The sequence below is a fragment of the Streptomyces sp. NPDC102437 genome, assembly GCF_044765565.1.
Lineage (GTDB): Bacteria > Actinomycetota > Actinomycetes > Streptomycetales > Streptomycetaceae > Streptomyces.
On sequence record NZ_JBIWKI010000001.1, the window covers coordinates 367,380 to 380,501 of the forward strand.

A 13,122-nucleotide genomic window follows, 5' to 3' on the forward strand; every position below is an offset into this window, starting at 1 on the left:
CGCCCCACGACGCGCCGCACGGGCGGCGCCGCTCCGCGGAGCTGTCAGACGACCCGCACCTCGTGCCGGACCACGGCATCGAAGAGGTAGCCCCGCGTGGTGTGGACGGCGGTCTCGGGCCCGGTACGGCCGGTCCGGTCCGTCGCCCGCGCCGGCAGGACGGCCGGTCCCGGGGCCCCGGTATCCAGTCGGCCGACCAGCGGACCCAGCTCCCGCTCCTCGGCCGTTCACGCAGCCGGGCGCGCCGCCACCGGACACCCCCGTCGGCGCTGACCTCACCCGTGCGCACGGGTGCGCCGCAAGGCCGGTGGGGGCGGGCCCGAGCGGCCCGGTACCGGCAGCGGAATTCATTCGGCCGCAAAGTACGGCCAGAGCCGCAGTGACGCACCGGCGTGCGCGACGGCTCCACCCTGTGATCCCGCACGGCGACGGCCCCGGGCAGTGACGTCCGGGGTCACTCCTCGACGAGCATCCCGTTGCGGAGCTTCCGCAGCATTCTGCTGATCAGTCGCGACACATGCATCTGGGAGATGCCGAGTTCCGCGCCGATCCGGGCCTGGGTCATCTCCTGGCCGAAACGCATGTCGATGATGCGACGCTCGCGTTCGTCGAGACAGCCCAGCAGTGGCGCGAGCGCATGCAGATTCTCGACCGTCTCCAGGGCGGGATCCGGACCGCCCAGGACATCGGCGAAGGTGCGCCCCGGGGCATGGCGCCGCCCCGCTTCCGACGGATCGGCCGGCATGTCCAGCGAACCCGCCGCGTACCCGTTGGCGGCCACGATGCCCTCGGTGACCTCGTCCTCGCTCAGCCCCAGCTGTTCGGCGAGCTCCGGGACGGTGGGGTCGCGGTCGAGCTCCGTGACGAGCGACTCCTTGGTCCTGGCGATGTCGACCCGCAACTCCTGGAGTCGGCGCGGGACATGTACGGCCCAGGTGGTGTCACGGAAGAATCGTTTGATCTCCCCGGTGATGTACGGGACCGCGAAGGAGGTGAACTCGACCTCGCGGGAGAGCTCGAACCGGTCGATGGCCTTGATCAGCCCGATGGTGCCGACCTGGACGATGTCCTCCATGTCGCCACCGCCGCCCCGATTGCGGAACCGTCCCGCGGCGAACCGCACGAGGGAGAGGTTCATCTCGATGAGGGTGTTGCGCGCGTACTGATGGGCGGGGGTTCCCTCCTCCAGGGCCTGGAGACGGCCGAAGAACAGCCTGGACAGTTCGCGCGCGTCGCAAGGGGCGACCTTTCCCGCGTCCTCGATCCACGGCAGCCCACCGAGGTCCCCGGCCGGCACGTCCGCCGGTGTCGGGCCAGGGCCCTCCGCCTTCTCCGTACCGGCGGTCCGCGCAGTGTGCGCCGTCATCCCGTCACGCTCCCCAGGTCGTATCCCATGAGGTTGATGCGCATGCCCCAGGAGGGAATTCCCATGCGCGACCGCGGAAGTCGATCACGTCACACGGCAGCGAATGGCCGGGATTCGTCGTGCTTCCCGTGATCCCCCGTCATGTTCCGGGCACGCACGCGGACCGGACCCGCGAGAAAAGCGGAACCGCCCCACCGGTACGGGGGAGCCCGGTGGGGCGGTCGCTGTCCAGACTGCCACAGCCGAGGGGCAATGGGGACCGACCGGCGCATACCCAGCGGTAGTTGAGTCGAAATCGACGGTGTTCCGATGCCGATGTCGCAGGTTCGGGAGAAAGACGGCAACTTCGACCAGGAGACGGCTTCATCGCACCGAACCGGATCCCGAATCCGCACCTCGGCCCGCGCCCGACGAACCCGTACCTCGGCCTGGACTCGAACTCGTACCCCGGCCCGAGCCCGTACCCGCATCCCAGCCCCCGACGACGGCCACGCCGCCGAGGCGTGGGGACGCGATCGACCGGCTGCGCGCCGCCGTGACCGCCCCCACCACCGGCATCGCCAGCACGGCCACGATGACGGGCCCGTAACCGCCTTCGGACGACACGTCCATCACCACTACCTCGCCGGCGGCCGACGCGGTCCCCACCACGAAGCAGACCAGGCCACGCACGAGGGCGGAACCGAGCAGGCGTGGAGGCGCGACCGCCAGTACGGCGCCCGTCAACAGCCCCAGTGCCGCCCCCACGGCGAGGGAACCCAGCACGGCGACGAGTCCTGCCACGGGCTTCTCGAAGGTGCTGTCCAGCGGCTCCCCGGACAGCCCCGCCAGTACGATCGCAGCCCACAGCACCGCGCAGATCCCGGCCGGAATCGCCCCGGCCCGGATGCCGAACAGCAGCCCACGACAGATCACGGCGCCTGACGCGCTCATCTGTTTCCCCCGCCCGCGCATCGCGCGTCCACTGTCACCCCAAGCCCGGCCCCAGGCGACGCGCAGCAGTGGGGCCGCGACATCTTCGCAGGTCCGCGGATGTGGTCGGACGGGGCGTCCGGACAGACGGCGAACCGCTCCCGCGGCCCTCTCACGGCCCGCTGCGGTCCTGTGGACCATCATGTGGTGGACGGATGGCTCTGCCGAGGGGGCACAGGTGATTTCCGAGCCGGAGATGGTGGACGAGTTCGGTGCGGTCGGGACGGGCGAGGTGGTGGGCGACTTCGACCGGAATCCCGCCCGGGTCCCCCGGCCGCGCCGCCCGTGGTGGTGGGCGGTGAGCGGAGCCGCGGTGGCTTCGGCCGTGTGGGCGGGCGCGTTGTACCTGCATCCGGTCGGTGACCGGAAGCCGGACATGCACGGTTACCGGCTGGACGCGAACCCGTGCCCGACCGTGCGGCTGAAGGCACTGGGCGCGGCGATCGCACCGAGGGAGGAGTATCCGGCGCTCGCACCGGAGCTTCTGAACGATCCGGCCCTCGACCGGGTGAAGTGCTTCATCTCCCTTCGGTCACCGGCCGCGGAGAAGCCGATCAGGAGCCGTTGGTACACCGACCACTCCGTCGCGATCACCGTGGCACTGCACAAGAAGTCCGATCCCGCGGCCGAATTCGAGGCGATGCGCGGGGTGACCGATTCCGGTCCTGAAGCCGGGGCGAAGGTCGAGAAGGTTCCGAACCTCGGCGACAGCGCGTATGTGCTGACGCAGGACGACGGCTACGCGGAACTGCGGGTGCGAGAGGGCGGTGCGGTCCTCTCGCTGGGTCTCTCCGCCTCCGCGCAGTACAACAGCGACGCGGGCGAACCGCCGTCCGATGACGGGCCGGACACCTCCGATCTCTCCCCGTACCGGTCGGCGATGATCAGCGACATGCGCGATCTGATGAAGAGCCTCAGCAGCTGACCCCGGAATCACCGACCCGTGAACGATTCAGGAGCGTTGCGGTCCGATGAACGTGCTCCGCCCCGGGGAATACGCTGCCCGGACCAGCGCATTCCTGCTGCTGTGAGACACCGGCGGCCACCCGGCCGCCGGTGCCGTGCAGCAGGAGAGAGGGAGCTCATGCCCAAGGCTTACGTGTTCACCCGCCACGGCGGACCGGAGGTGGAGGCCCTCATCGAGCAGGACGCGCCGGTGCCCGGCCCGGGTGAGCTGCTCGTCGCGGTTAGGGCGGCCGGGGTCAACCCGGTCGACTGGAAGCTGCGCACGGGGTACATCAGGCCCGGCAGCGAGCTGCAGCCCTTCCCCACCGTTTTCGGCAGCGAGGCCGCAGGGGTCGTCGAGGGCGTCGGCCCGGACGTCGAAGGGTTCGCGATCGGGGACGAGGTCTTCGGCAACCCGGTGACCGGCGGGTACGCCGAGTACACGCTGCTGCCTGTCGCCGTGACCGCGCACAAGCCGGCCGGGCTGTCGTTCACCGATGCGGCGGTACTTCCGGTCGCGGCGGCCACCGCGTACGACGGTGTGCGCCAGCTCGGCCTCGCCCCCGGCTCGACCCTGCTGGTAACCGGCGCCGGGGGAGGGGTGGGCGCCGCGGCGGTGCAGATCGCCCGGCACGCGGGCATCCAGGTCGTCGGCGTCGCCGGTGCGGCCAAGAAGGAGTTCGTCGAGTCGCTCGGCGCGGTGCACGTCGAATCCGGCCCCGGGCTCGCGGACCGGGTGCGGGCAGCGGCCCCCGACGGTGTGGACGCGGTCTTCGACCTGGTCGGCGGAGACACCCTGCGGGCCGCGGCCACGCTGCTCGGGGACCCGGCGGCGCTGATCAGCGCCGGGGACAAGCCGCTGGCCGCAGAGCTCGGCGGTGCGGCCGTCGAACGGGCCCGCACGGCGGCGGTCCTCGGCGAAGTGGCGGAACTCGTCGTCGAAGGCGCCCTGCGGCCCCATGTGAACCGGGCCTTCCCGCTCGCCGGGGCGGGAGACGCGCTGCGGGCCGTGGAGAGCGGCCACACCCTCGGCAAGATCGTGATCGAGGTGTTCGCGTGAGCACGCCGGACGCCGTCGGCAGGCCGCACCCGCTGGACAGCCCGGTCCACGCCGCGCTGACCGGCCCGCACGCCCGTTTCGCCGAGCGCCGCGGCCGCATCCTGCGGTACCGGCCGGACGTGGCCCCGTGGGCCGCGACCCCGGACACACCGACGGCCGAGGACTGGGACGACGCGGCGGCGCTCGTCGGACCCGGTGGCGCCGTCACCATCACTGCCTTCCGCGAGCCCCCGCCGGACGACTGGGAGACCGTCTTCCGGGCCGAGGGCGTCCAGCTCGTCGACGCCGGGGTCGGGACAGCACCCCTCTCCGGGGCTGTACGGCTCGGACCCGCCGATGTGCCCGAGATGCTCGAACTGGTCGAGCGCACCCGGCCCGGACCGTTCCTGCCCCGCACCGTCGAGCTCGGCACGTACCTCGGTGTGCGGCGCGACGGCGTGCTCGTCGCAATGGCCGGGGAACGGCTGCACCTGCCGGGCTGGTCCGAGATCAGCGCCGTCTGCACGGACGAGTCCGTACGCGGCCAGGGGCTCGGCACCGGGCTGGTGCGTGCCGTCGCCCACGAGATCAGACAGCGCGGCGAGACGCCGTTCCTGCACGCCGCCTCCTCCAACACCAATGCCGTCCGGCTCTACGAATCCCTGGGATTCGTGCTCCGCCGCCGGACGTCCTTCCTCTCGGCGCTCGCACCGCAGCAGCCGCCGGCCCGCCTGCCGGGTCCGGGCGGCGCCCGCAGCGAGCGCGAGGCCCGCGCGGCAGCCGCGCGCTGAGCCACGGTGCGGCCCTTCGGCCCGGCGGCTCCGGGCCGAAGGGCGCACTGGCGGCCTCCCGGGTCGGGACCTTCGGCGCCGCCCGAGAGGCCGTAAGCCACGTGCGCCGCCCCTCGGAACCCGGTGCACTGGGAGGAAACGTCGGCACCGTGCCGGCAGGTCCCGGGAGGAGTCGGCCGTGACGATCCGGCCTCAGTGCCAGGCTGCGACATGTGGAGCGGCGCTCCCGGGGACGGACGCGGGGGAGGCGGCCGTTCTCGCGCCACGGGTCGGGAACCCGGCGCTGTTCGCGGGGCTGGCACTGCTGACCGTCCTGGTCGTCCTCCTGGACTTCCGGACCGGCAAGGACCTGCACCTCGTACCACTGCTGGTGGTCGTCCCCGCCCTGGTCTCCGTCTTCGGAACGGTCCGGCAGACCATGGGCGTGGCCACCTGGATCACGGCTGTCGTCGTGTGCTCACGCCTGGTGGCCGGCGGAACCTTCTGGGACACCGTCAGCAGTGTCGCCTTCACCGTGCTGGCCTGTTTCCTGGGGGTCGGCTCGTGCGTGCTGCGGATCCGCCACGCCACCGAGATCGCCAGGCTGCGCTCCGCCGCCGGGGCGCTCCAGCGCCAGATACTGCGCCCGCTTCCCATCCTGACCGAACAGGTCCTCGCCCACGGCATCTACACACCGATCGAGCAGGACCGGCTGGTCGGCGGCGACATCTACGAGGTCGTCGAGTCGCCCTACGGAACCCGGGCGATCATCGGGGACGTCCAGGGCAAGGGGCTCGCCGCGATCGGGGTGGGCTTCGCCGTGCTCGGAGCGTTCCGGGAAGCGGCCATCCGGGAGCCCGACCTGACCGGGGTGGTCGACGCCCTGGAGGACGCGGTCGCCCGGCACAACGCGTTCTCCGCCCAGACCGGTGAGACCGAGCGCTTCGTCACCGCCCTGGTGCTGGGCTTCGACGGGAGCGACCGCGTCCAGGCCGTCAACTGCGGCCACCTGCCGCCCCGGCTGCTGGACCAGGACGTGGTCCGCGAGCTCCCGCTGGACCGGACGTTCGTCCCGCTGGGAATGGCGGAACTCGGCCACGAGGCGCGGATCGCGGAACCGCTGGACCTCCCGGCCGGTGCCACGCTCCTGCTCTGCACCGACGGAGTGACCGAGGCCCGTGACCCGTCCGGCGCCTTCTACCCGCTGGACGCCCGGCTGAGCCGCTGGACGGAACTGGAGCCGTTCGAGCTCCTGCACGCGCTCCACGCGGACCTGGAGGCGTTCTCCGGCGGCGTACGGCGTGACGACGTCGCCGTGATCGCGCTGCGCCGGGCACCGGACGGCACCCCGCACCGGACCAGGACGGCGGACCACGGCGCCCGCCCGGAGGCCTTCGCGTCCAGCGGCCGGTGACCGGTCGGGAAGGACACCCGGTGCGATCGCATGTCCCGACGAGACTTGTGTCGCGTCGGGACATTTTCAGGTGTACGGTGCACTTATGAATCCGGAACGGAAGACCCCGGAGCGGCGGAGCCGCAAGGCCCGCAGGACCCGGGACGCACTGGCGCAGGCCGCGTTCGAGCTCGTGCTCGCCCGGGGTCTGAGGAATGTGACGGTCGAGGAGATCGCGGAACGCGCGGACGTCGACCGGCGCACCTTCAGCCGGTACTTCACGAGCAAGGAAGCCGCGGTCCTGGACTCGCTACGGGGCGACGGTGACCGGATCAACGACGCCCTGCGGGCCCGCCCAGCCGGCGAACCCCCGCTCACCGCCTACCGCCGGGCCGTCCAGGACTGGCTCGAAGACCCCGGAGCGCAGGCCTGGCACCGGCGCGAGCGGATCTTCGACCTGCTGGTCCTCGCCGAGCAGGAACCGACCCTCTACGCGGCGTTCCACCACATCCGGGTGGACGCCCAGGAGGACTCGGTCGCCATCGTCGCGGACCGGCTCGGGGTCGACCCGCGACGGGACATCCGCCCCGCCGTCACGGTCGCCGCGGGCGCCGGAGCTCTCCTCGCGGCCCAGGCCGCCTGGGCACGCGCCGGGCAACCGGACGACCTGCCCAGGCTGGTCGGGCAGGCCTTCGACGCCCTCGCCGGCGAACTGCTCGCGCAGCCCCTCGCCGGGCAGGCGCAGCACAGCACCACGGAAGGAAGCACAGAATCATGAGCACCACCCCCACCCCCGCCGACCAGGAATTCGCCGGCAAGACCGCCCTCATCACCGGCGGAGCCTCCGGCATCGGACTGGCCCTGGCACACCGGCTGGCCACGGGCGGCGCGTCCGTCGTAGTCGCCGACTACGACGATGCCAGTGCCCGCAAGGCGGTCGCCGAACTGGAGAGCGCCGGCGCCAAGGCCGCCGCGGTCTCCATGGACGTGACCGACCCCGCCTCCGTCGAAGCCGGCGTCCGGTTCGCCGTGGACACCTTCGGCGCCCTGCACCTCGCGGTCAACAACGCCGGCATCGGCGGCCCCAGCAACCCCACCGGTGAGTACGGGATCGAGGACTGGGACCGGGTCGTCGCCACCAACCTCAGCGGTGTCTTCTACTCGATGCGCTACGAGCTTCCCGCCATTGTCGCGGCCGGCGGCGGCGCCGTCGTGAACATGTCGTCGATCCTCGGCACCAACGGCTTCGCAGGATCGCCCGCCTACGTGGCCGCCAAGCACGGCGTCGTCGGCCTCACCAAGACGGCGGCCCTCGAATACGCGGACCGGAACGTCCGGGTCAACGCCGTCGGCCCCGGCTTCATCGACACGCCGCTGCTGCGCAACACCGACAGCGCGGCCCGCGACCACCTGATCTCGCTGCACCCGGCCGGACGCCTCGGCAAGGCGGAGGAAGTCGCCGAACTCGCCGCCTTCCTGCTCTCCGACCGCGCTTCCTTCATCCACGGCAGCTACCACCTGGTGGACGGCGGCTACTCCGCCTCCTGAGTGGCGGACGGGGGAACGGGGGCGACTGGCGGACGGGGCACGGGGGTGACCAATGGAGCAGAGAACGTGAGGAGAATTCCATGAAGGCCGTTCAGTACCGCACGGTGGGTGCAGCACCCGAGGTCGTCACCGTGCCCGACCCCGAGCCCGGCCCCGGCCAGGTAATGCTGAAGGTCACCGCCGCGGGTGTCTGCCACTCCGACATCGCGGTGATGAGCTGGCCCGCGGATCAGATCCCCTTCCCGCTGCCGCTCACCCTCGGCCACGAGGGCGTGGGCACCGTCGCCGCCCTGGGCGACGGTGTGAGCGGGCTGACGGTCGGCGAGTCCGTCGCGGTCTACGGCCCCTGGGGCTGCGGCGCCTGCGTCAAGTGTGCCGAAGGCAGGGAGAACTACTGCCTGCGCGCCAAGGAGCTCGGCATCGCCCCGCCCGGACTCGGCGCGCCCGGCGCCATGGCCGAGTACATGATCGTCGACGACCCGCGCCATCTGGTGCCCCTCGGCGACCTCGACCCGGTCCAGGCCGTGCCGCTCACCGACGCGGGCCTGACCCCGTACCACGCGATCAAGCGCTCGCTGCCCAAGCTGGTGCCGGGCGCCACCGCCGTGGTCATCGGCACCGGCGGCCTGGGCCACGTCGCGATCCAGCTGCTGCGCGCCATGACGGCCGTCCGGGTCATCGCCCTCGACGTAACCGAGGACAAGCTCGCCCTCGCCCACGCCGTCGGTGCGCACGAGACCGTGCTGTCCGACAAGGACGCCGCGGCGAAGGTCCGGGAACTCACCGGCGGCATCGGCGCACAGGTCATCCTCGACTTCGTGGGCGCGCCGCCGACCGTCGCCACCGCCGGGGCCGCGGCCGCCATCGACTCCGACGTCACGATCGTGGGTCTCGGCGGCGGCGCGCTGCCGGTCGGCTTCGGCTCGCTGCCGTACAACACGACGGTGACCTCCCCGTACTGGGGATCGCGCTCCGAACTCGCCGAGGTGCTCGATCTCGCCCGCGCCGGATCCGTCGAGGTCCACGTGGAGACGTACTCCCTGGACGAGGCGCCGCTGGCGTACGAGCGGTTGCACCACGGCAAGATCAACGGCCGCGCGGTCATCCTCCCCAACGGCTGACCGTCAGGGAAGCCCCCTCGCTCACGGTCGTGCGGGCCGTCGCGGATTGCGACGGCCCGCATCGTCATACTCGCGACCGATGGGCGGCGCGCCGCCCGAGGGGGAGACTCGGCGGATGGAATTCGTCGCGCTGATGACCCTGCCCGGACTCGTGATCGGGCTGACCGCCATCGCCTTTCTCGACCAGCTGATGCTGCGTGCGGGCCGGGCGGGCCTGCTGCCGTGGCGCAACAGCGCGCGGCAGGGGCAGGTGTCGGCGACGGGTTCGAGCAGCTGCACGCGAGCTTCTCGCCCGGCAAGCAGAGCGAGCTCAAGGAACGCCAGAGCGCCCTGCTGATGCGCGACGACGAGGAGGACGGCGCCCCGCCCCACCGCTCCACCGTCGACCTGGACGGCGGCCGCGCCGTCATCCGCCTGCTCGGCGGCGCCGCCCGGTAGCGGCCACCGGCCGCGGAGTGTCCCGGCTCACCGCGTCGCCACCAGGGGGCGCAGCGCGGTGCCGCGCAGCCGGACCACCGCCGGGGCGCAGCGCCGCGCCGCCGTCGTCAGCAGCCAGGCGACGAGCGCGCCGGTCACCAGCCCGATCAGCACATCGTGGGGGTAGTGCACACCGATCCACACCCGGGACGCGGCCATCAGCACGGCGGCGGGCACCGCGATCGCCCCGAGCCTGCGGTCGGCCAGCCAGATCGCCGTCGCCGCGGCCGCCGCGATCGCGGCGTGGTTGCTGGGGAAGGACCAGTCACCGAGCGCCGGGCACGCCTCCACCGTCACGACATGGAGGGTCTGGCACGGCCGCTGCTCATGGAAGAGCGACTTCACCAGGTCGTTGGCGAGATACGCGGCCACCACGACGAGCGGGGCGCAGAGCGCCATGGCGGTGCGCGCGGGATCGGTGGAGCGGGAGCGCCACCAGGACGCGAGCATCAGCAGGGCGAACAGGACGAGCCCGTAGTCCGACCAGATCCGGATGGCGGAATCCACGGCCGCGGGGGTGCGCTGGGCCAGCTCGGTGATCCAGGTGTACAGGTCGCCGTCGGTCGAGGTGGCGATGGGCATCAGCTGTTCTCCCCTTCGGAGGTGCGACGGCCCCGGAAGCGGAGCAGTTCGGCGGCGAGCGGGATGAGGGAGACCATGACCACGAGGGCGACGATCGGCAGCAGATAGCGGTCGACGTTCGGCACCGAGGACCCCAGCGCGTACCCTGCAAGGACGAGTCCGACGGTCCAGACCATCCCGCCGACGGCCTGCCACAGGGCGAACACCCGGGCCGGGACGCCGAGTGCCCCGGCCAGCGGGTTGAGCACCGTACGTACGACGGGTACGAAGCGGGCCAGCACGATCGCCCGCGCGTGGCCGTATCTGCCGAGCAGCTCCTCGGCGCGGGCGGCGCCCTCGTGCAGCCGTTCGGAGCGGCTGCGGGCGAGCAGGGCCCGGCCGCCCCGACCGCCGATCCAGTAACCCGTCTGGGCGCCCAGCAGCGCGCCGGCCACCGCGGCGATCAGGACCTGCGGCAACGACAGGTGCACCGGCCCATGGGCGCCGGAAACACAGAGCAGGCCCGCCGTGAACAACAGGGAATCGCCGGGCAGGAAGAAACCGACGAGCAGTCCCGTCTCGGCGAAGAGGACGACGGCGATGCCGAGCGCGCCGAACGCCCCGAGCAGTGACCCCGCGTCCAGCAGGTTCACCGCCTGTGGCGCGGACGCCAGTGACAATACGGACACGGTGGAGGGTCTCCCATAATGGTGGGCGGGCGACCGACGGAGCGCCCGGACTGACTACAGTGATGTAGACGGTCTACATCACTGTAGACGCCCGAAGGGGGAGGAGAGTTCCCATGTCCCAGGTGAAGGGGATATCGAGCGGCGGACCCGGCCCCCGCGCACACGGCGAACCCGGCCCCCAGACACACGGCGATCCGGCATCGGGACCGGCACCGCACCCCGCCACTGCCGAACGGCGCCCCGCCGGCGAGCTGGAGGCCACGATCCTGGCGGCGCTGTGGGCCGCGGGAACACCGCTCACCCCGGGCCAGGTCCAGGGCGCGATCGGCGCGGAACTCGCCCGTACCACCGTCACCACGATCCTGTCGCGCCTGTACGAGAAGGGCGCGGTGGACCGCACCCGGGCCGGCCGCGGATTCGCCTACACGCCCACCGAGGACGAGCCCGGACTGACCGCCCGCCGCATGCACAGCGAACTGCGGAAGCAGGAGGACCGCAGCACCGTCCTGGCCCGCTTCGTCTCACAGCTCACCGACGAGGACGAGCAGCTGCTCCGGGACCTGCTCGACGGGGAGACCTCATGATCCGGGCCGCGACCGGGGAGCCCTCGTGATCCGCGCCATGACTGCCATGACCGCCGCGACCGCCATGACCGGTATGACGGCCGCGACCGCCATGTCCGGGGAGGCCCTGTGATCTACGCCGTCTGGGTGCCGCTGCTGATGCCGTTCCTGGCGGTGCCCGCCGCCCGCCGTCTGGCGGACGCGCTCTCCCCGGTGCGCGCCGTGCGACTGCTCGCCGCGACGGGCGTCGGCCTCGCCCTGTGCAGCGTTCTTGCCCTGGGCCTGCTCGTGGTGCCCGGCGCGACCCGGTTCTCCGTGGTCTTCGCCCTGGGCGAGCTCGTCAGACCGCTCTCCGACACCGTCCCGGCGGCCACCGTGCCGCTGGCAGCCGCCGCACTGGCTCTCCTAGTGGGCTGCACCGCCGCCGTCGCCCGTGCCGCCCGCCGTCACTGGGCGGATCTGCGCCGGGGAGGACGGCTCGACGGGCGCGCCGACGGCGAGCTGGCCGTTCTGCGGGACAGCCGCCCCGACGCCTACGCGCTGCCCGGCCGCCCCGGCACTCCCGGCCGCATCGTCGTCACCACGGGAATGCTGCGCGCCCTCGACCCCGCCGAACGCGATGCCCTGCTGGCGCACGAACGCGCCCATCTCGCGGGCCGTCACCACCTCTTCGTCGCCGCGGTCGAAGCCGCCGCTCTCTGCCACCCGGCGCTGCGCTCCCTGCGGGCCCCCATGGCCTACGCCCTGGAACGCTGCGCCGACGAGGCGGCTGCCTCCGCGGTCGGCGACCGGCGGATCGCCGCCCGCGCCATCGGCCGGGCCGCCCTCGCCGCACGCGCCGCCGAAGGCGTCCCGCAGCCCCGCCCACGGGTGGCGCTCGCCGCCGCGGCCGGGCCCGTACCGCGCCGCGTCGCCGCACTCCTCGGCCGGAGCGCCGTACGGCCCCGCGTCGGGCGTACCGCGGCCGCGGCGCTGCTGGCCTGCCTGGTCGCCTCCGGAGTCGCCGCGCTCGACGCGACGAACGATCTGCACAGCAGCATCGAGGTGGCACAGGGCGAGGGCGCGCACCACTGACCGGCTGATCCCCGCCGCCCGGTCGTCCGGCGGGCCCGCTCAGGCCCCGTCCTGATCGGGCGTCCACGGCCCGTCCGCCAGGTGTTCCCGCAGCCGGTCGAGGAAGACCCGCTGTCCCGCGACCAGCCGCTCGGCCGCCTCCCGGGGCGTGCACCAGGCGAACCGGTCGACCTCCGGGAACTCCCGCCGCACGCCCGATCCCCTCGGCCACTCCATGGTGAACGTCCCCGGGACGGCTGTCGCGGCGTCGAGATCCGCCTCCAGCGCCCACACCGTCACGGTCTTGCCGCCCGACTGACGTGCCTCGCCCAGCGCCACCCACTCACCGTCCGGCACCGGATGCCCGAACTCCTCCACGAACTCGCGCCGGGCGGCGGCCGCCGGCTCCTCCTCGGAGTCGTACTCCCCCTTGGGGACCGACCAGGCCGCACTCTCGCGACCCGCCCAGAACGGGCCGCCCATGTGCCCGATGAGCACCTCGAAACCGGCCTCGCCCGACCGTCGGAACAGGAGAAGGCCCGCACTGCGCCTGGCGCGCTTCCGGTTCGGCATGCCGTCAAGTCTCCGTCCCGACCTGGGCGGAGTGCCGTCGGCGACACCCCCT

At 72.7% G+C, this 13,122-nt stretch carries 14 protein-coding genes and 2 pseudogenes; 10 read left to right on the plus strand and 6 right to left on the minus strand.

The features are described from left to right. Positions 1-44: 44 nt before the first annotated feature. The 3 genes and pseudogenes from ACIRJP_RS01630 to ACIRJP_RS01640 all read right to left on the minus strand — a co-directional run. A pseudogene (locus tag ACIRJP_RS01630) lies at positions 45-298 on the minus strand (sulfite oxidase); the annotation flags it as partial. A 156-nt stretch (positions 299-454) separates the two neighbouring features. Continuing rightward, positions 455-1,366 (minus strand): SigB/SigF/SigG family RNA polymerase sigma factor, encoded by a 912-nt coding sequence (locus ACIRJP_RS01635; protein WP_404167058.1) that lies wholly within the window; start codon positions 1,364-1,366, stop codon positions 455-457. 363 nt (positions 1,367-1,729) lie between these two features. After that, a complete protein-coding gene (locus ACIRJP_RS01640) occupies positions 1,730-2,299 on the minus strand; it encodes a hypothetical protein (protein ID WP_404167060.1) in 570 nt (189 codons plus the stop codon). A gap of 217 nt (positions 2,300-2,516) precedes the next feature. On the opposite strand from ACIRJP_RS01640, the gene ACIRJP_RS01645 reads away from it, so the two are divergent. The 8 genes and pseudogenes from ACIRJP_RS01645 (at position 2,517) to ACIRJP_RS01680 (ending at position 9,592) form a co-directional block, all read left to right on the plus strand. Continuing rightward, positions 2,517-3,263, plus strand: a complete 747-nt coding sequence (locus tag ACIRJP_RS01645; protein WP_404167062.1) for a hypothetical protein — start codon at positions 2,517-2,519, stop codon at positions 3,261-3,263. A gap of 159 nt (positions 3,264-3,422) precedes the next feature. Further along, the gene (locus ACIRJP_RS01650; RefSeq protein WP_404167064.1) at positions 3,423-4,343 is read left to right on the plus strand and encodes an NADP-dependent oxidoreductase; all 921 of its coding nucleotides are present in this window, start codon (positions 3,423-3,425) and stop codon (positions 4,341-4,343) included. Further along, a complete protein-coding gene (locus tag ACIRJP_RS01655) occupies positions 4,340-5,113 on the plus strand; it encodes a GNAT family N-acetyltransferase (RefSeq protein WP_404167066.1) in 774 nt (257 codons plus the stop codon). The genes ACIRJP_RS01650 and ACIRJP_RS01655 overlap by 4 nt, the downstream gene beginning before the upstream one ends. Before the next feature lie 178 nt (positions 5,114-5,291). Further along, a complete protein-coding gene (locus ACIRJP_RS01660) occupies positions 5,292-6,506 on the plus strand; it encodes a PP2C family protein-serine/threonine phosphatase (RefSeq protein ID WP_404167068.1) in 1,215 nt (404 codons plus the stop codon). 85 nt (positions 6,507-6,591) lie between these two features. Next, complete coding sequence (locus tag ACIRJP_RS01665) at positions 6,592-7,263, plus strand: TetR family transcriptional regulator (RefSeq protein WP_404167069.1); 672 nt, start codon at positions 6,592-6,594, stop codon at positions 7,261-7,263. Then, positions 7,260-8,033: an SDR family NAD(P)-dependent oxidoreductase gene (locus ACIRJP_RS01670; protein ID WP_404167071.1), complete on the plus strand. Its 774-nt coding sequence runs from the start codon at positions 7,260-7,262 to the stop codon at positions 8,031-8,033. The genes ACIRJP_RS01665 and ACIRJP_RS01670 overlap by 4 nt, the downstream gene beginning before the upstream one ends. An 80-nt stretch (positions 8,034-8,113) precedes the next feature. Next, positions 8,114-9,154, plus strand: a complete 1,041-nt coding sequence (locus tag ACIRJP_RS01675) for an NAD(P)-dependent alcohol dehydrogenase (RefSeq protein WP_404167073.1) — start codon at positions 8,114-8,116, stop codon at positions 9,152-9,154. A gap of 115 nt (positions 9,155-9,269) precedes the next feature. Beyond that, positions 9,270-9,592 (plus strand): annotated as a pseudogene (locus tag ACIRJP_RS01680) (DUF6191 domain-containing protein). Positions 9,593-9,619: 27 nt separating this feature from the next. Here the strand turns inward: ACIRJP_RS01680 and ACIRJP_RS01685 are convergent. Both ACIRJP_RS01685 and ACIRJP_RS01690 read right to left on the minus strand, forming a co-directional pair. Next, positions 9,620-10,213, minus strand: a complete 594-nt coding sequence (locus ACIRJP_RS01685; RefSeq protein WP_404167075.1) for a phosphatase PAP2 family protein — start codon at positions 10,211-10,213, stop codon at positions 9,620-9,622. Continuing rightward, positions 10,213-10,872 carry a DedA family protein gene (locus ACIRJP_RS01690; RefSeq protein ID WP_404167629.1) on the minus strand — a complete coding sequence of 220 codons (660 nt, stop codon included), beginning with the start codon at positions 10,870-10,872 and terminating at the stop codon, positions 10,213-10,215. The genes ACIRJP_RS01685 and ACIRJP_RS01690 overlap by 1 nt, the downstream gene beginning before the upstream one ends. A gap of 260 nt (positions 10,873-11,132) precedes the next feature. Between ACIRJP_RS01690 and ACIRJP_RS01695 the strand changes: the two genes are divergently transcribed. Both ACIRJP_RS01695 and ACIRJP_RS01700 read left to right on the plus strand, forming a co-directional pair. Next, entirely contained in the window at positions 11,133-11,465 is a 333-nt protein-coding gene (locus ACIRJP_RS01695; protein WP_404167631.1) for a BlaI/MecI/CopY family transcriptional regulator, read from the plus strand. Between the two features lie 108 nt (positions 11,466-11,573). Then, complete coding sequence (locus ACIRJP_RS01700; RefSeq protein WP_404167077.1) at positions 11,574-12,518, plus strand: M56 family metallopeptidase; 945 nt, start codon at positions 11,574-11,576, stop codon at positions 12,516-12,518. Positions 12,519-12,557: 39 nt separating this feature from the next. Here the strand turns inward: ACIRJP_RS01700 and ACIRJP_RS01705 are convergent, their stop codons facing one another. Then, complete coding sequence (locus ACIRJP_RS01705) at positions 12,558-13,070, minus strand: NUDIX domain-containing protein (RefSeq protein ID WP_404167079.1); 513 nt, start codon at positions 13,068-13,070, stop codon at positions 12,558-12,560. Positions 13,071-13,122: the final 52 nt, after the last annotated feature.

What these genes read in the sequence shown, in the direction of transcription:
- ACIRJP_RS01635 (WP_404167058.1), bottom strand. Translation starts at nt 1,366, where the DNA reads ATGACGGCGCACACTGCGCGGACCGCCGGTACGGAGAAGGCGGAGGGC.
- ACIRJP_RS01640 (WP_404167060.1), bottom strand. Translation starts at nt 2,299, where the DNA reads ATGAGCGCGTCAGGCGCCGTGATCTGTCGTGGGCTGCTGTTCGGCATC.
- ACIRJP_RS01650 (WP_404167064.1), top strand. Translation starts at nt 3,423, where the DNA reads ATGCCCAAGGCTTACGTGTTCACCCGCCACGGCGGACCGGAGGTGGAG.
- ACIRJP_RS01665 (WP_404167069.1), top strand. Translation starts at nt 6,592, where the DNA reads ATGAATCCGGAACGGAAGACCCCGGAGCGGCGGAGCCGCAAGGCCCGC.
- ACIRJP_RS01670 (WP_404167071.1), top strand. Translation starts at nt 7,260, where the DNA reads ATGAGCACCACCCCCACCCCCGCCGACCAGGAATTCGCCGGCAAGACC.
- ACIRJP_RS01675 (WP_404167073.1), top strand. Translation starts at nt 8,114, where the DNA reads ATGAAGGCCGTTCAGTACCGCACGGTGGGTGCAGCACCCGAGGTCGTC.
- ACIRJP_RS01685 (WP_404167075.1), bottom strand. Translation starts at nt 10,213, where the DNA reads ATGCCCATCGCCACCTCGACCGACGGCGACCTGTACACCTGGATCACC.
- ACIRJP_RS01705 (WP_404167079.1), bottom strand. Translation starts at nt 13,070, where the DNA reads ATGCCGAACCGGAAGCGCGCCAGGCGCAGTGCGGGCCTTCTCCTGTTC.